The organism is Kosakonia sp. ML.JS2a (assembly GCF_025642095.1).
GTDB lineage: Bacteria > Pseudomonadota > Gammaproteobacteria > Enterobacterales > Enterobacteriaceae.
The window spans coordinates 1,351,469-1,368,938 of sequence record NZ_CP106754.1 but is presented as its reverse complement, the minus strand read 5'-3'; the positions used below and the strand labels follow the sequence as shown (position 1 = coordinate 1,368,938).

At 56.4% G+C, this 17,470-nt stretch carries 10 protein-coding genes; 4 read left to right on the top strand and 6 right to left on the bottom strand.

What is annotated here, in order from left to right:
* Positions 1–26: 26 nt before the first annotated feature.
* The 5 genes from rodZ to N7922_RS06665 all read right to left on the bottom strand — a co-directional run bounded on the left by rodZ (position 27) and on the right by N7922_RS06665 (position 10,528).
* Positions 27–1,013: a cytoskeleton protein RodZ gene (rodZ, locus tag N7922_RS06685; RefSeq protein ID WP_263099794.1), complete on the bottom strand. Its 987-nt coding sequence runs from the start codon at positions 1,011–1,013 to the stop codon at positions 27–29.
* A gap of 291 nt (positions 1,014–1,304) precedes the next feature.
* Positions 1,305–2,471, bottom strand: coding sequence for a bifunctional tRNA (adenosine(37)-C2)-methyltransferase TrmG/ribosomal RNA large subunit methyltransferase RlmN (locus N7922_RS06680; RefSeq protein ID WP_263099793.1), 1,167 nt, complete (start codon positions 2,469–2,471; stop codon positions 1,305–1,307).
* Between the two features lie 182 nt (positions 2,472–2,653).
* Positions 2,654–3,085: a nucleoside-diphosphate kinase gene (ndk, locus tag N7922_RS06675; protein ID WP_263099792.1), complete on the bottom strand. Its 432-nt coding sequence runs from the start codon at positions 3,083–3,085 to the stop codon at positions 2,654–2,656.
* A gap of 161 nt (positions 3,086–3,246) precedes the next feature.
* Complete coding sequence (gene pbpC / locus N7922_RS06670; protein ID WP_263099791.1) at positions 3,247–5,571, bottom strand: peptidoglycan glycosyltransferase PbpC; 2,325 nt, start codon at positions 5,569–5,571, stop codon at positions 3,247–3,249.
* 1 nt (position 5,572) lies between these two features.
* Positions 5,573–10,528 (bottom strand): alpha-2-macroglobulin family protein, encoded by a 4,956-nt coding sequence (locus N7922_RS06665; protein ID WP_263099790.1) that lies wholly within the window; start codon positions 10,526–10,528, stop codon positions 5,573–5,575.
* 282 nt (positions 10,529–10,810) lie between these two features.
* On the opposite strand from N7922_RS06665, the gene N7922_RS06660 reads away from it, so the two are divergent.
* The 4 genes from N7922_RS06660 (at position 10,811) to N7922_RS06645 (ending at position 15,440) form a co-directional block, all read left to right on the top strand.
* Positions 10,811–12,355: a PTS transporter subunit EIIC gene (locus N7922_RS06660; protein WP_263099789.1), complete on the top strand. Its 1,545-nt coding sequence runs from the start codon at positions 10,811–10,813 to the stop codon at positions 12,353–12,355.
* A 12-nt stretch (positions 12,356–12,367) separates the two neighbouring features.
* A complete protein-coding gene (locus tag N7922_RS06655; RefSeq protein ID WP_263099788.1) occupies positions 12,368–13,735 on the top strand; it encodes a 6-phospho-alpha-glucosidase in 1,368 nt (455 codons plus the stop codon).
* Between the two features lie 91 nt (positions 13,736–13,826).
* Positions 13,827–14,669 carry a 3-mercaptopyruvate sulfurtransferase gene (sseA, locus tag N7922_RS06650; protein ID WP_263099787.1) on the top strand — a complete coding sequence of 281 codons (843 nt, stop codon included), beginning with the start codon at positions 13,827–13,829 and terminating at the stop codon, positions 14,667–14,669.
* On the top strand, positions 14,670–15,440 hold the full coding sequence (locus N7922_RS06645) for a MurR/RpiR family transcriptional regulator (RefSeq protein ID WP_263099786.1): 771 nt from the start codon (positions 14,670–14,672) through the stop codon (positions 15,438–15,440).
* A gap of 29 nt (positions 15,441–15,469) precedes the next feature.
* Here N7922_RS06645 and N7922_RS06640 read toward each other — a convergent pair whose 3' ends face one another.
* A complete protein-coding gene (locus tag N7922_RS06640; protein ID WP_263099785.1) occupies positions 15,470–17,458 on the bottom strand; it encodes a M48 family metallopeptidase in 1,989 nt (662 codons plus the stop codon).
* Positions 17,459–17,470 lie beyond the last annotated feature (12 nt).

Sequence of the window (17,470 nt, the reverse complement as noted above, 5' to 3'; positions counted from 1 at the left end):
GAAAAATCTCCCGCGTTGCCCGTCTGTTACTGTACTGCTGATTGTTCGGCATTGAGGGTCAGACGCGCAACCTGGTTAGTTCTGATAAAACGACTCAGATCGACAGGTTTACCCTGATACTGGATCTGAACAGCTGACGGCGCGCCGATTTTCAGTTTATACGGCGCCTGGCCCGCCAGATTCAACGTCGCGTCTTTACGCTGCATGCCGCTGAACAGTTTTTTGCCCGTCGCGTCGCTCACTTCCAGCCAGCAGTCAGCGTTAAAGGTCATCGCCAGACCATTGCTGTTGGCAACCGCGCCAGCAACGCCCGCCTGATCGGTCGGCAATTGCCCATTGTTCGCCATTGTCGCAGGAGCAGAATCAACATTGGCCTGAGACGGCGGTACCACGGCATTCTGGTTAGCCGTGTTTGCCGGGGCTTGCTGTGTAACAGCCTGAGCCGTTGTGGTCGGCGCGGGCTGTTCAACTGGCGTAGAGGAGTTATCTACCGGCGCGGAAGAGGAGTCGGTATTCAGTGGAACACTCTGCTCATTGCTGTTGTTGGCATTGAGTTCAGCAGAAGATTGATCGGCCATGGTGCTGATCTCTTCCTGTTGCGCTTTATGGTTCTGCCACCACCAGGCACCCGTCAGGCCAATAACTACAAACAGCACCAGCCAGGTAAAGCTCATCAGCCAGCCGTCGCGTTTCTTACGCGGTTTGCCCAAAGCGAACGTCTGCATCGGAGCGACTTTCGCAGCTCTGACCGGCGCTTGCTTTTCAATCATCGGCAGTAATTCTTCTTCCGGAATGTGCACTAAGCGGGCATAAGAGCGGATATAACCACGCACAAAGGTAGAGGCCAGATCGGCAGGGGATCTGTCTTCTTCGATATCGCGTACCGTGGAAACCTTCAGGCACAAGCGCTCTGCAACCGCTTGTTGGCTGAGTCCAAGTTGTTCACGGGCGCTGCGCAGACGTACGCCAGTGGTTTGTGCTTCATTTTGGTCGTGAGTGGCTTCAGTATTCATTCGCTACAACTACTGGTACGTGAAATTAAACATTCAGGCGCGCGTGACCGCAATGCCCACACGCGCCGCGAAAAAACCGGGTCAATTAAGCCTGGACCCATAGTATAAGACTGTCAGGCTTTGCATAACAGAACAGCTTTCAGCACTTTTTGCTAAGCCGTTGTTCCATCACTACATACTGCCTCAAAGTCAGGAGAAACGCACCGTAATTATTGATGACCTGCATACGTACAGGCCAAATATTCGTCGTTTTTAGAAAATGCAGCACATTCTTCGTGCTGCGTTTTCACATTACAGTGACTTCACCGCAATCGGTTCGCCTTGCATACGCTTACGCAGGGTACGTTTGGTCCGGTCGATCACATCGCCCGCCAGCTGACCGCAAGCAGCATCGATATCGTCGCCGCGAGTTTTACGTACAATTGTAGTAAAACCATAGCTCATCAGCACTTTACAGAAGCGATCGATACGGCTGTTAGAACTGCGGCCATACGGAGCGCCCGGGAACGGGTTCCAGGGGATCAGGTTGATCTTGCACGGTGTATCTTTCAGCAACTCCGCCAGTTGGTGCGCATGCTCAGTGCCATCATTCACATGATCGAGCATGACGTACTCAATAGTCACGCGCCCCTGGTTGGCGTTGGATTTTTCCAGGTAGCGACGCACCGCTGCGAGGAAGGTTTCGATATTGTACTTTTTGTTGATCGGTACAATTTCGTCACGAATTTCATCGTTCGGCGCATGTAGGGAAATCGCCAGTGCGACGTCGATCATGTCGCCCAGTTTATCCAGCGCCGGAACCACGCCAGAAGTAGAGAGCGTCACGCGGCGTTTGGACAGACCAAAGCCGAAATCATCCAGCATGATTTCCATCGCCGGAACGACGTTAGTCAGGTTCAGCAGCGGCTCGCCCATGCCCATCATCACCACGTTGGTAATAGGACGGTTGCCGGTGACTCTTGCCGCACCAATGATTTTCGCCGCACGCCACACCTGGCCGATGATTTCGGAAACGCGCAGGTTGCGGTTAAAGCCCTGCTGTGCGGTTGAGCAGAATTTACACTCCAGCGCACAACCGACCTGTGAAGAGACGCATAAAGTGGCGCGATCCTCTTCCGGGATATAGACGGTTTCAACGCGCTGATCGCCTACCGCGATCGCCCATTTGATGGTGCCGTCGGAAGAGCGTTGCTCTTCAACAACTTCCGGCGCGCGGATCTCGGCGACTTCTTTTAACTTGCCGCGCAGGACTTTGTTGATGTCGGTCATTTCATCAAAGTCATCGCTGCAATAGTGATACATCCACTTCATGACCTGATCGGCCCGGAAGGGTTTCTCACCTAAATTTTTGAAAAACTCGCGCATCTGCTGACGGTTTAAATCCAGCAGGTTAATTTTTGCATCTTTATTGGGGATCGTGAGAGCGTCGTTCTCAGGTATGACAATTTGTTCAGACATAATTTATTCCGGCCTCGTTATTACACGTTATGGCCCCTGGAGGGTTAAAAAGAAGCGCCCCAGGTAAGCGTCTGCTCATCCTGGGGCGCAGCATTGTACAAATTCTGACGCACAGATACCACGTTTGCACGCGGCATTTCACAAATTAAAGTGTAAAACTCGTTACACAGATTAACGGGTGATTAGCGGGTGCGCGGGCACACTTCGCCTTCAGCGAAGAAGTAAGCGATTTCGCGGGCAGCAGATTCAAGGGAATCAGAGCCATGAGTACCGTTTTCAGTGAAGCTGTCAGCGTAGTCAGCACGCAGAGTGCCCGCCAGTGCGTTCGCAGGATTGGTTGCGCCCAGCAGGTCACGGTGACGCTGTACCGCATTTTCGCCTTCCAGAACAGAGACCACAATCGGGCCGGAAGTCATGAACTCAACCAGACCGTCAAAGAACGGGCGACCTTCGTGCTCAGCGTAAAAACCGCGAGCCTGTTCAACGGTCAGATGCAGCATTTTGGTGCCGACAATTTTGAATCCTGCCGCTTCAAAGCGAGAGAAGATGCCGCCAATAACGTTTTTTGCCACCGCGTTTGGTTTGATGATGGAAAAAGTACGTTCAATAGCCATGATTACCTCTGTAAGTTGTTCTGTTGTCGTACATACATATGAGTATGACCTGGCGCGGATTATAAAGAGCAACGGGGGCGTTGCCTATGGATTAAGGTAACATTTTTTTAAAATAAGACGAGTTTCAGCAACACCTTTCACTAAACTCACTATTTAACAGGTTATTGCACAGTAAACTGCACCGCAGCGACCTGCCCCGCGTCATCCATAACCAATAACTGATACTCACCGGTCTTATCAAGTTTCAGGCTCAATAAATTCTCGTGCGGCGACAGGGGTTCACCATTCAGAAACCACCAGCGCCCCCCTTCCCCGCCGCTGCTTTGCACCGGCAGCAGTACAAAAGCTTGCCCCGGAATACGCTTAATCACCGCGCCCTCACGCACGCCACTGAGCAGTAGTGGCGGCGGCGCATTATCATTACGCGGCGGGCAGTGCTTATCTGCCGGGGGTAAACGCGCCACCCGCCGTTCTCCTGGCGGTAGCCAGGGCTCCAGCGGCAACGGCCAGACAATCCAGGTTTTCTGCTGCGCATCCGCGCAGTCTGCCGCAACGCGTCGGCCTTCACGGTTTAACCACAGCGGGAAATTGATGCCGTGCATCCCTTCCTGCTCTGGCATCAGCAAGGTGGGGGGCTGACTGTCCTCCAGCAACCAGGTCGCCAGACGGCGACGGCAATTGCTGTCTCCCTCCGGCAAACTTTGCCCGCCAGGCCAGCAAATCACGCCCTGACTGACCGATGGCGGGCGTGGATCGCGCGGCAATTTCCCCTGCTCAAGCGCCGAACGCGCCTGCAGCAGGTTGTTCACCTGGTTAAGCAACGGTACGGCGCTGGCAAAGCCAAATTGCCCGGCGACCGGCGTGCCATCCGGCCTGCCGGTCCAGATCCCGATCACGTAGCGGGCATTGACACCGATAGCCCAGGCATCACGGTAGCCATAACTGGTGCCCGTCTTCCAGGCCAGCGGCGCGACCTGCGGCAATACGGCGTCCGGCATCGGTTGCGCTTCCCCGGCCAGAATACGGCGGATGATCCACGCCGCGCCCGGTGACATTAACCGTCGTTCCACCAGCGGCGCATCCGGCGTCAGGCGCAGTTGCCCGGCTTTGCCACCGCGGGCAAAAGTACTGTAAGCGGCGGCAATATCTTCCAGCCGCGCCCCTGCGCCGCCGAGGATTAACGACAAATTGGGTTCAGCCCCGGCCGGTAAGCTCAACGGCAGTCCGGCATTACGCAGATTACCGGCAAACTTTTTCGGCCCGTAGGCTTCCAGCACCTGCACCGCCGGTAAATTCAGCGAACGCACCAGCGCTTCGCTCATGCTGACAGGGCCGTGAAACCCACTGTCAAAATTGCCGGGACGATAATCCCCGACCCGCCGCGGCACATCCTGCAGTAACGACGCCGGGTGAATTAATCCTTCATCCAGCGCCATACCGTAGATAAACGGCTTCAGCACCGATCCTGGCGAGCGCACCGCGCTGACCATATCCACATGGCTGAAACGACTGTCATCATTGATGTCTACCGAACCGACCCAGCCGCGCACCTTCATATCGGTATGATCAACCACGATCATCGCCAGCGAACTGCGCAGCGGCAGACGCGTTTTGACACTCAGCGCCAGCTCTTCAAGCTGCCGTTGCAAACTGGCGTCCAGCGTGGTGGTGATTTTTAACGTCCGGCTTTCACCAAGCATACGTCTGGCAAACAGCGGCGCCAGTTGCGGCATTTGCCGGGGTGCCAGCCAGACCGGTTCCTGTCGTGACTCTTTCACCTGCGCTGCAGGCCATACTTGCTGTGACGCCATGCGCTCAAGCACTTTGTCACGCGCCGCCTGCGCTCGTTCCGGCCAGCGGTCAGGGCGCAGACGACTTGGCGCTTGCGGCAGGACAGCCAGCAACGCGGCTTCGGCATAACTGAGTTTTGCAGGTGGTTTGCCCAGGTAAGCCCAGCTTGCTGCGCCCACTCCTTGCAACGTGCCGCCAAAGGGCGCACGGTTCAGGTAGAGCGTGAGAATGTCGCGTTTGGAAAGGTGCCACTCCAGTTGCAGCGCACGCCAGAGCTGGCGCACTTTGCCACCGAAAGTCCGGGGGTGAGGATCAAGCAGGCGGGCGACCTGCATAGTGAGTGTGCTGCCGCCCGACACCACGCGCCCGGAGCTGAGATCCTGCCAGGCGGCACGGAGAATGGAAAACGGGTTAACGCCAGGATGATCCCAGAACCAGCGATCTTCATACTGGATCAGCGCCTGCAAGTAACGCGGCGAAACCTCTTCGATGGTCACCGGATAGCGCCAGATGCCGTCAGCATCGGCAAAACGCCATAGCGGTGTGCCATCTTCCGCCACCACCACGCGCGCGGGATCCACCTCGCTGAGCGGTAGCGGCCAGATGTTATCCGCAGCGATCACCGCCAGCACCAATAACAGGGGCGCACCCACCAGCCAGCGCCAGCGGGTGCGCATCAGACGCACAATCTTCACGTTACGGCACGATAGTTAGCGAGCCGCTGGTCGCGCCTGTCGCCCGCCACTGCGGTACGTACATGGATTCCACCTGCGGCGCAGGAATCTGGTAATGACCCGGAGTCACCGCCCGCGCCAGATAGACCAGCGTAACGGGTTGACCTTCGCTTACCGGAACCGCCGCCACAAAGCGATCGTCGCGGAACTCCATATGCTGGATATCCGCCTGCTGCATACGGTTTAGCAGTTCCTGCACTTCACTGCCGCTGTCCTGCAAGCTGGCGCTGCTGCTGGCCAGATTCTGGTTTTCCAGCTCCAGACCGGCAGGCAGTAAATCCACCACCAGCGCATCCGGTACGTTCTGGCTGGCGCTCACTTCCAGCCATACCAGCACCAAATCGCCGCTTTTCAGCGATGAGAGGGACTTGCTACGGCCATCAGTACCCAGAATGTTGCGTTCAATACGCAGCACATTGGCGGAAGGCGTCGGCGCATGGTCCGGGTAACCGCTGCTGTCCAGGCGTAACCATAACGGGGTTGAGCCGCTGTTGGTTACCTGCAGTGAAGCCAGTTGATCGGCATCCAGGTTACGGCTCTGCGCATTATCGCCACCCAATGCAGCGGCATCGAGCGAGGTTTGCGCCTGCCAGCTACCGGATGCGTTTTGCAGGTTACGCCCGGCCAAAAACAGCGCGTTACTCTCTTGAGTCGATAACCAGCGCTGACCGTACGCTTGTTCAGACAAGGTGGTCAGCAGGCGCGTTTGCACTTGCGGCAGCAGGTTGTTGTCCTGCAACAGCGCCAGCATCAGCGCGTTATCACGCAGATCGCTGCCGTAATCCGCGAGCCAGCGGTTGTTCTGCACCCGTGACGTTTTCAGCGCCAGGTTGATCGCCTGTTCGCTGCGTTGCGCATCGCCCATCAGTTTTAACGCCACACCCAGTTGCATCAACGGCAGCGCCGCTTTGGCCTGCTCATGGCGCTGCCAGACATCACGCAGTGCGCCCAGCGGGGCTTTTTGCTGACGTGCCAGCACCAGCGCAGCATAGCTTTGTACGGCAAACCTGGTGGCGGGTAGATCGTCGCTATAACGGATCGCCATCGTCGCCGGATCCTGCAGGTAGCGCAGCAAGCGATTGTTGGCATTATTCAGCGCATTTGTCGGTACGCTGTAACCCTGGGCGGAGGCGCTGACCAGGAAGTCAGTGACGTAGGCAGTTAACCAGTACTCTTCTGAACCGCTCTTATCCCACAGCGAGAAACCACCGTCGTCACGCTGCATTTGCAACAGCCGGGAGATACCCAGATCCACCGCAGCACGTCGCTGCTCGTCGCTCTCGCCTTTGATGCCCAGCGCTTTAAGCTGTGCGGCGTTGGTGTACAGCGACGGGAACAGGCCGCTGGCGGTTTGTTCCAGGCACCCGTACGGGTAGGCTTTCAGTTCCTGAATATAGCGCGCAAGGTTCAACGGGGGTTTGCCGCTGAACAGTACACGCCCTTGCAGCGTTGTCGGGGAAATTCCGGCAAGGTGCTGCGCAGGGGCATGCCAGCTCTCACCGGGGTTCAGCATCGCGCCGCTGTTAACGGTCTGCGCAGCAAATGCCGGACGTACGCCAAGTTTCCACTGTTTCTGCTGTGGCGAAAACGTTTCGCCCGGCAGCGTCAGCCCGCTGATTTGCGCACTGATCTCACCCTCGCCAAAACCGTCCAGCGCACGCACCGGAATAAACAACGTCTTACGCTGCCCGGCAGCCAGTTTTACCGCTTCAGGCTGACCACTTTCCAGCGTCAGCAATCCACTTGCTGCCAGCGCCACATTCAGGGTTTGCGGCTGATCGGTAAGGTTAGTGACGTCCAGCGTCAGGCGGGAAGTGTCGCCGCTACCGAGGAAGCGCGGCATATTCATGTCGGCAATCACCGGAGCCGCAACAATCACTTTGCCTTCGCTGCTGCCAAAATCTTCCGCCGTCCAGGCTTGCGCCATCACGCGCAATTCACCATTGAAATCACCAATTGGCAGCGTCACCGTGCCTTCACCGTGCTCATCCAGCGTGACCGGCTGCGCCTGCTGGGCAATAATGGTGACATGGTTGACCGGCGGTTTACCGCCACGGTTCATTTCATCGCCGTCACCACCGAAACGCAGTGCAGCAAGACGCCCCTGTCCTTCAATTACCTGGCCGTAGATATCGTAAATATCCGCACCGTAGCGTTTTTGGCCGAAGAAGCCCTGCCACGGATCTGGCGTCACGTAATCCGTAATGTTAAGCACGCCGCTGTCTACTGCGGAAAGCAACACATTGATCTGTTTAGGCGTTTCGCCATTTTTCACTGCCGCCTTCACTTTCACCGTTAACGGCTGGTTCGGGCGCATTTTTTGCGGGGTATTCAGCGTGACATCAAGACGGCGGTTTTCATCCCCCATCGGCAGATGCAGCAGACCGACGGCGCGTTTCGGCGTCGCGGACTTCGACTTGTCGCCAGGGCGGACCACCAGCGTGCTGATATACAGATCGTGGCGCTGCCATTTCTGATCGACAGGAATGGAGAGATCGAGGCCGTCTGCCGGCACATCAATTTCCTGCCACCACAGCGGGCCTTCTGCCGATTCGATCATCGCATAGCCTTTGCCCGCAGCAGGCGCAATCACGTGCAGCTTGACGGTATCGCCCGGTTTGTAGGCCGGTTTATCCAGTTTCATGGTGACGCGATCAGGACGAACAGCGCCCGCACCGTCGCTGTTATCCTGCCAGCTGTAACCGGCCCAGAAACGCACGCTGCTGAGGGTATCGTCCGGCCCTTTCACCTCCAGACGATAGGCGCCCCACTCCACCGGGAAGGTCACTTTACCGGTTTCATTCGCCGCCAGGTTGAGGCTCTGCTCGCCTTCAACCAAATCTTTCTGATTGAACTGCGACTGCCAGCCTTCGCTTTCTGACCAGTTCCAGAAGTAATCGCGACGTTCGCGGATCAATCGCACCTGCAAATCACTGACTGCTATTTTCTTACCTTCGGCATCGGCATAGACGATGTCGAACGCCGCGTTGCTGTCTTCATCCACAATCGGCTGATTGACGGTGGTGTCGGTGCGATAGCCATACACCGCTTTTGAGGCAAACTGCGGGCGGATACCCGGCAGCGCCTGCGCAGGCCAAATGGCTTGCTGCGCGCGGCGGGTAACCGGACGACCACCCGACTCCAGCAGGCTGGCCTGCAAAATGACTTCTAACGGCGAGTGACTCTCTTGCCACTGGCTGGCGGTGGTGACTTCGCCCTGACCGTTGTCATCCAGCGTCAGGTGCACCTCATCCAGACTGCGGCTGAGGTTTTCTTCCGCGATGTCGCCAAACTGGAACCCTGGCAACGCCTGGACGGCTTCGCGCAGCGGGCGTAAATAGAGCTGCCCTTGCAACGTGTTACCGCTGGCGGGCGCACCATAGAGATAGTGACCGTTCACGTTAAACACCACGTCATCCGCTGGTGCAACCGGCGATGTCTGCGGGGTGATATTCAGCGCCATGCGCTCCGGCATAAAGTCTTCAACATGGAAGCCCCACTCGCGCGGCTGGTTGTCGCCGGTATTGGCGCGGATATGCCACATCCCGGTTTGCGCGCTGGCTTCCAGCGGATAGGTAAAATGATACAGCCCGTTCTGCGGCTGGCTGACCACCGTGCGGATCACCTGCCCGTCCGGTTTCACGACGTCCAGTTTCACCGGTTGCGCGGTCAACGGCTTACCGTCGCTGTCGCGTAGCAGACCGTTGAGGATCACGGTTTCCCCCGGACGATAGAGATCGCGCGGGCCAAACATAAAGAACTGTTTGCTGTAGCCCGGATCGCCGGTAATGGCAAATTCCGCCAGATCCAGCGCCGGTAATTTCAGATCCAGCAGCGTGGTTTCACCGTCTTTACGCGCCAGGATCAGCGCCGCTTCTTTGTCGGTGGTTAACGTTGCGTGACCGTCTTTGTCACTGGTGGCCTGCGCCAGCGTTTGCCCGTTCTCATTGAGCAGCATCACCTCGATGCCGGAGAGTGCCGCGCCGTTTTCCAGCCCCTGGGTAAAGATATCCAGACGATTATGGTAACGGTGCGCAGACAGACCAATGTTGCTGAGTGTGAACAGGGTGGCGGCATTGCTGTAGTTGTAATGCCCGGCCTGATTCATTACGGCGACGTAGACCCCGGTTTGTTGCAATGGCTGAATGCTGCTGAGCGGCAACAGTAACTTCTCACGGGTGTTGCGCGCCGGGTTGAGGTCAAAACGGCCGGTATACACCAGGTCGGCCATTTTCAGTAACGTGTCCGACTCCCAGTTTGACAGGGCGTTGCGGTATTCCCACTGGCTGATAAACGCCGCCAGCGACTCCGGTTTCACGCGGTAGAAATTCACGTCGACATTATCGACGTTCAGCGCCATCACCGGCAGTCCTTCCACCACTTTGCCCGGCAGCAGCGAACCGCGGCTGGCAAAGCCGACGCTGGGCTGCACGTCGCGGGTGGTAATGGCTTTTTCGTAATCAATGCCGAACGTGGCTTTGTTCAGCGCCGTTAGCCCGCGATCCACCGACACCAACAGTTCGCGGTTCGGCTCCAGGTGGCGCAAGCGCAGTTCTTTCAGATTCGGCGCCAGTTCCCAGGCACCATCGACTTTGCCGTTCTTCTTGTCCACCAGATGGACGGTCGAGGCAAAATCCTGATCGGGGTTAAGCGGAACGGAGAAGGTCAGCACCAGCGTGGCGGCGCCGTCCAGTTGTACTTCAGAGGCATCCAGCAGCGTGAGCGGCTTACCTTCGCTACGCGCGGCAAGCTGCGCCAGTTTCTCTTTACTTTGCGCGGGGGCTGCCTGGCTTTGCTGCGGCGCGGATGCCGCAGCAGGCGAGCTGGCTGCCTGCGGTTTATCGTTGTTATCACAGCCGGCTAACGTAAGCGTAGTGAACAGCGCGACGGTCAGCGCCGCAATGCGTAGCGGTTTCATTCTTTATCCCTGGCCTGTACAGCCTGTTGAACATTGCCAGACATTATTGTTCGCAACGACAGGAATTACAAAATGTGTCTTTGGTTCTGGAAAGCGCTTCGCAAAGTCTCGTCTCGCTTTTCCGCTCGCCCTGTTACGCGGATCACAGCGCGAAACGTAACATGTTACTTTTCATGTCATTTGTTTTTAAAACAATGAGATAGATGGAAAAACAACGCAGAATGCTGCTACCGTTAAGCTGTCTGTGCACCTTTGTGCGCGGTTCTAATCAGAGAGAACATTATGTCCAGAGCCGTGAATGCCCTACAAAATTTTGGTAAGTCCCTCTTTGGTCCGGTGCTCATTTTGCCGATTGTCGGCTTATTTATTGCCTGCGGAAATATCTTCGGCAACGGCAACCTGGCCGAGTATCTGCCCTTTCTTGGCCACACCATTATTCAACAAATCGGTCAGTTGATTGCCAAATCCGCCGTATCGGTACTGGCTAACCTTGCCCTGGTCTTCGCGGTCGGCATTCCGGTGGGTCTTGCCTCGCGGGATAAAGGCTATGCGGCACTGATTGGTCTGGTGACCTTTATCGTTTTTATTAACGCCATGAATGTCATGCTGCAATTTCAGGGGGCGCTGGCGCCTGCTGCGCAGATGAAAGCCGCAGGCCAGGGCATGGTGTTAGGCGTGCAGGTACTGGAGATGGGCGTCTTCGCCGGGATCCTCACCGGTGCGCTGTCAGGTTATCTGTACGATAAATATTCCGGCGTACAGTTTTCCGGGGCGATGGCAATCTACTCGGGTCACTGCTTCGTCGCCATTATCATGCTGCCGGTGGCGATGGTGTTGGGTGTGGTCATGAGCGAGCTGTGGCCTTTCGCCCAGCATGGCATCAGCGCCCTGGCGATGGCGATCAAAGGCGCGGGGCCGTTCGGCGTTGCGGTCTACGGTTTCCTTGAGCGCATTCTGGTGCCGACCGGGCTGCACCATCTGGTCTATACGCCCTTTTTGTACACCGAACTCGGCGGTACGGCGGATATTTGCGGTACGACTTATCAGGGTGCACGTAACATCTACTTTGCCGAAATAGCCTGCCCGAGCGTGACGCAGCTCAGCAGTACCGTCGTCTGGGATGCGCGCGGCATCAGTAAAATGTTCGGTCTGCCCGCCGCCGCGTTGGCGATGTATGTGACAGCGAAACCCGAGCGCAAAGCCGCGGCCAAAGCGATCCTGATCCCTGCTGCGCTCACCTCATTTTTGGTCGGCGTCACCGAACCTATCGAGTTTGCTTTCCTGTTTGTCGCCCCGCTGCTGTTTGTGGTGCATGCCGTGCTCACCGGTATCGGCATGATGCTGTTTTCACTGCTTGGCGTTCATGCCATTGGTGCGAACGGCATTATCGATTTTGTGCTCTACAACCTGCCCCTCGGCACCGAAAAGTCCAACTGGCCGATGTACATCCTCGTTGGGCTCATTATGTTCGCCCTCTACTTCTTTATCTTCCGCTTCCTGATTTTGCACTTCGGCATGAAGACACCTGGCCGTGAAGATGATGAGCAGGAGACGCGTCTGTACAGCAAGCAGGAGTATCAGGCAAAAGGCAGTAATGCTGGCGTAGGCGCAGCGATTATCGAAGGTCTGGGCGGGCGCGCCAATATTGACGTGGTGGACAACTGCTACACCCGCCTGCGCGTGACGGTGATCGATGTGGCGGCGATTGATGAACCGCAACTGAAAGCAACCGGCGCAAAAGGCGTGATCAAACAAGGTAATAACGTTCAGGTGGTCTACGGGCTGCATGTCAAAAAAATGCGAGAAGCCGTTGAGATGTTTCTCTGAAGGAGTCCAGAAATGGTTAAACCCCCGTTTATTTTATCCATCGCCGGTGGCGGCAGCACCTATACCCCCGGCATCGTGAAAAGCCTGATGGTCAGACTGGAGGCGTTCCCGCTGGCGGAAATTCGCCTGTATGACATTGATGACGCGCGGCAGAACACCATTGCGCCAGTGGTGGAGAAAGTGATCCGCGACCACAGCCAGAGCATCAAATTTACCGTGACCAGCAATGCCGAAACGGCGCTCAGCGGTGCACATTTTGTTTTTGCTCAGATGCGCGTCGGTCAGTACAAAATGCGCGAGCAGGATGAGAAAATTCCCTTGCGCCATGGTGTGGTGGGTCAGGAGACCTGCGGCCCGGGCGGGCTGGCCTACGGGTTACGCACGATTCTGCCAATGGTAGAACTGATCGATCTGGTGGAGCGTTACGCCGATAAAAAAGCCTGGATCGTCAATTACTCCAACCCGGCGGCCATCGTGGCCGAAGGTGTGCGCCGTTTGCGTCCGAAAGCACGGGTACTGAATATCTGCGATATGCCCGTCGCGGCGATGCGCAATATGGGCGCTATCCTCGGCGTGGATCGCCATAAACTGGAGGTCGATTACTTTGGCCTGAATCACTTTGGCTGGTTTACCCAGGTACGCGTAGATGGCGAGGATTGTCTGCCGGCGTTGCGCGAGCATATTGCCCGTTTTGGTCTGCTGACGGAAGATGCCGCCCAAACGGACCCGCAGCATGCCGATCCGTCATGGGTGAAAACCTGGCGCAATATCAAACCGATCATGGATCACTTTCCGGAATATCTGCCAAACCCCTATTTGCAGTACTACCTGATGCCAAACGAGATCGTCGCCCATCAGGATCCCGACTACACCCGCGCCAATGAAGTGATGGACGGGCGCGAGAAAAAACTGTTTGCCGCCGCCCAGGAGTATAAGCGCAGCGGGATCCTGCCGGATGCCTTCCACGTGGGCGTGCATGGCGCGTTTATTGTTGATGTCGCCTGTTCACTGGCGTTTGACCTGCGTCAGCGCCATCTGGTGATTGTGGAAAACAAAGGCGCGATTGCCAATTTGCCGTACGATGCGATGGTCGAAGTGCCTGCCTATATTACCAGCGAAGGTCCGGAGCCGGTGCGTATGGGGGCGGTGCCTTTATTCCACCAGACCCTGCTGATGCAGCAACTGGCCTCTGAACAACTTCTGGTCGAAGCCACCATTGAGGGCAGCTACGAAAAAGCGTTGCAGGCCTTTACGCTGAACAAAACCGTGCCCACCATGCAGCATGCGAAAGCGATCCTTGATGAGATGATTGAAGCCAACCGGGATTACTGGCCTGCGCTGCAAAAAGCCTGGGAAAACGGCAAAGCCATACAAAAATAACGAGGTTGCTCGCGACATGAACGAAGGTGGCTTGTCGGGTCAGGAAAAAACGTGAACAATTCAGATTACTGTTGATGACACGGAGGCAACCATGTCTACCTCGTTTTTTGTCGCGGCCGACTGGCTGATAGAACACAGCGATGACCCTGAAATCCAGCTGATTGACGCCCGTATGGCGCCGCCGGGACAGGAGCATCGTGACCTTAAAGCGGAATACCGCGCCGGGCATCTCCCTGGTGCGGTATTTTTTGATATTGAAGCCCTCTCCGATCACACCTCTTCCTTACCGCACATGCTCATCCGCCCGGAAGCGTTTGCTGTCGCGATGCGCGAACTGGGCATTAGCCAGGATAAGCACCTTGTGGTCTACGATGAAGGCAACCTCTTCTCTGCCCCGCGCGCCTGGTGGATGCTGCGCAATTACGGCGTGGAAAAGGTGTCGATTCTTGCCGGCGGCCTGGCGGGCTGGCAGCGCGATGCCCTGCCGCTGCAAAAAGGCGATGTGGCGTTGCCGGAGTCCGATTTTAACGCCAACTTTGACCCTTCCGTGGTGAAAAAGCTGACGGATGTCCTGTTAGTCAGTCACGAAGGGACAGCACAGATTGTCGATGCACGCCCGGCACCGCGTTTTAATGGCGAAATGGACGAGCCCCGTCCGGGGCTGAAGCGCGGTCATATTCCCGGTGCGAAGAATGTGCCGTGGGGCGATCTGGTGACGGAAGGCGAGCTGAAAACCACCGATGAACTGGCCGCCATTTTCCGCCGCCAGGGGGTGGATTTGCATAAGCCGATTATCGCCAGCTGCGGTTCAGGCGTCACTGCGTCGGTGGTGATTCTCGCGCTGACAACCCTGGGCGCGGATAACGTTACGCTGTATGACGGCTCCTGGAGTGAATGGGGCGCACGCGACGATTTACCCGTAGAACCGGCGTAAATGGATAACCGACTTGCGCCATTGCTGACGCGCGGGGAGTCACTGACCCGCGCCGAGTACCGCGTACTGGCGCACCTGACGGAGCACCCGCTGCTGGTAGGCAACATCACTGTGCGGCAACTGGCGCAGGCCACGTATGTCTCCACCGCCACCATTATCCGTCTGTGCCAGAAACTGGGCTTCAGCGGCTTTAGCGAATTTATCTGGCACTGCAAACAGCTTTTATCCGATACGCCGCACATTGCGGATCAACGCAGTGAAGGCACCGTTGAACTACCGGCGCTGTTTCAGCAGTTTCTGGCGAATTACCAACAAACGTTTCAATGGGTGACGGCAGAAAAGCGTAGCCAGTTCGCCGCGCTGCTGCGCGACAAAGAGAGTTTCTTTCTCTATGGCGCAGGTTTCTCATATTTGTTCGCGGAGTATTTAACCAAGAAGCTACAGGTGTTGGGCAAGACGGCGTTTATCTCCGGTCCGGGTGACAGCCGCAATATCTTTCTCAGCAATGCGTCGCGCTATCAGGTGTTTATCGCCGTATCGCGCAGTGGTGAAACCGAACAGGTGCTGGATAAAGCGCGGATCGCGCACACCGTCGGCATGACGGTCGTTGCGTTTACCCGCGCGTCCGCGAACTCGCTGGCCGCGCTGGCCGATATCCATTTCGCACTCTACGACGAAGCAGTGCATTTCGCGGCAGAAGCGGCGGGGATCACCTCGTTTGAATCCAACCTGGTGCTGTTGATGGATTTATTGCTGCTGGAGGCAACATAGGGTGCAAAACACCGGGTCTGCCAGTCCGGTTAGAGATCGTTGAGCGTCTGCCGCGCCCAGGCTGCGCCAATGTATTCGCGGATACGCGTATGCAACTCGCCGAGGGTGATGTTTTCTCGCGCCTCGCCCTGTGTCATCCCGCCAGGGATCGTGATGATGACTTTGCGCTTTTGCGTATCCAAAATAAAATTATGCACAAACCGCCCGACAATACATTCCGGCGGCTGATATCCCTCAGTCCAGTACAGCTCGATGCAGTTCTGCCCGCGAAACTTGCTGACATGGGTCGCTTCAATCTTCGACAGCGCCAACGGCGCACTGAGCTGATAACTCTCAATCGCTTGCGGGTGCAGAGTCAACAAGGGTTGCCGTACGCGTTGATACATCGCCCAGGCACCCAGCGCCAAAATTAGCGACATCGCTGCCAGGCCGCCCACCACAATATCAAACTGCAGAAAAGTCAAACCCCACAGCCTGTTCAGGATAAACAATACGCATGCCGGGAAACCCACTATCATCGCCAGCGCAATGTAGCCCCATACATTGCCTTTTTTCAGCGACACCACGACGGCATCACTGGCCTGTGCAGCCATCTCTTGCAACTGCTCCAGGTAAGCATGATGGTTGGCATTCAGTTCATCGCTGACTTGTGCGGTGAGCGCCCGGCAAAGTGCCGGGAAGTCAGGCAACAGGTGATGCAGCCAGAGATAATCGGCTTCATTGACCTGACGTGAAGCCCGCGTCAGTAACACATTATCTGGCGGTACATTCAACTGCTTAAGGCGCTCGCGTACCGTCGGATGATGATCGGTTGGGTGCGATAACTTCCGTCCCAACGCCACCTCGGCGTTCAACGCCCCAAGCTTATAAAGCCCCGAGTAAAGCGTGTTAACCAGATTGGTGGTGTTCAGTTTGCGATCTAAAAAACGCTGCATGGGCACCGCCAACTCAATATCCAGCGTAGTGCAGCGTAGCAGCGATGAGGCCAGCGCCTGAGGCGTGCTGGTGCGTGCGCCAGCGGCATCCGCCGCCAGCTCTCGCATCCGGCTCCAGCCACTGACCGTTACATCAAACCGGCGATAAAACCAGACGCCAATATGCACCGGGGGAGACAGCGCAATCCGCTCGAACCAGCCACAGAATTTCAGGTTTTGATAAAAATGGTCGAGGCTACTTTTCATGCCGGAATAAAGCCCGGCAAAATGCAGTGTGTATGCGGTGTCCTGGCCGGAAAAATGCCCCAACTCGTGACCAATAACAGCCGCAATTTCGTCTTTATCCAGAAAGGCGGCAAGCGTCACGGGAAAATAGAGTGTGTTACCTGTCAGGCGTTCGCCTTTTTCCAGTTGTACTGGCAACGTCGTGACATAAAATCCCTGAAACAATCCCACGACAATATTATCCGGCATTCTTGCCTGACCACGCTGCGCCAGCTCTCTGACCCACCGCCAGAGTGCGGGTGCATCCTGCTCCGTCATGGCAATGCCAAAAACGTTCCGGTCTTGCGGTTGAATTTTCGCATAGCATCTTTTCAGCAGAAACAGACTACTGAGCACCATAAAAATCAACCAGCCGGTAACCAGTAACAGCACGCCGAACAGCTTAATATTCAGCGGGGTGGTTTGTTTAATCGTTAACAACCACAATAATTCATACAGCAAAACAGACACCAGCGCGAAACCCATTGCCGTCATCAGCACAGCCATAATCAGCGGCAACATTTTCCGGCAGAGAGTGAAGGCGCGAATTAACTGCCCGGTCGATATTCGGGCTTTGCGTACGCTATAAAGGCTTAATACCACAGCGCAGGTGCTTGCAAACAGTGCGATGACGGAGAGAGCGACGGATACGCCAGCAACATAGCGGCGGGAAAGTGGCATCAGAATGTTGTGCGAAGCGGTGCCCCACTCAATAACAACCCAGGCATCGCTGTCGCTGATTCTGGAATATTGCCAACAGGACCAGATGAATAACAGCAGCGGAATGCCGAAACAATACAGCAGGCTTTTTTTATCCATAAAAATGAACCA

What these genes read in the sequence shown, in the direction of transcription:
- rodZ (WP_263099794.1), bottom strand. Translation starts at nt 1,013, where the DNA reads ATGAATACTGAAGCCACTCACGACCAAAATGAAGCACAAACCACTGGC.
- N7922_RS06680 (WP_263099793.1), bottom strand. Translation starts at nt 2,471, where the DNA reads ATGTCTGAACAAATTGTCATACCTGAGAACGACGCTCTCACGATCCCC.
- ndk (WP_263099792.1), bottom strand. Translation starts at nt 3,085, where the DNA reads ATGGCTATTGAACGTACTTTTTCCATCATCAAACCAAACGCGGTGGCA.
- N7922_RS06665 (WP_263099790.1), bottom strand. Translation starts at nt 10,528, where the DNA reads ATGAAACCGCTACGCATTGCGGCGCTGACCGTCGCGCTGTTCACTACG.
- N7922_RS06660 (WP_263099789.1), top strand. Translation starts at nt 10,811, where the DNA reads ATGTCCAGAGCCGTGAATGCCCTACAAAATTTTGGTAAGTCCCTCTTT.
- N7922_RS06655 (WP_263099788.1), top strand. Translation starts at nt 12,368, where the DNA reads ATGGTTAAACCCCCGTTTATTTTATCCATCGCCGGTGGCGGCAGCACC.
- sseA (WP_263099787.1), top strand. Translation starts at nt 13,827, where the DNA reads ATGTCTACCTCGTTTTTTGTCGCGGCCGACTGGCTGATAGAACACAGC.
- N7922_RS06645 (WP_263099786.1), top strand. Translation starts at nt 14,670, where the DNA reads ATGGATAACCGACTTGCGCCATTGCTGACGCGCGGGGAGTCACTGACC.
- N7922_RS06640 (WP_263099785.1), bottom strand. Translation starts at nt 17,458, where the DNA reads ATGGATAAAAAAAGCCTGCTGTATTGTTTCGGCATTCCGCTGCTGTTA.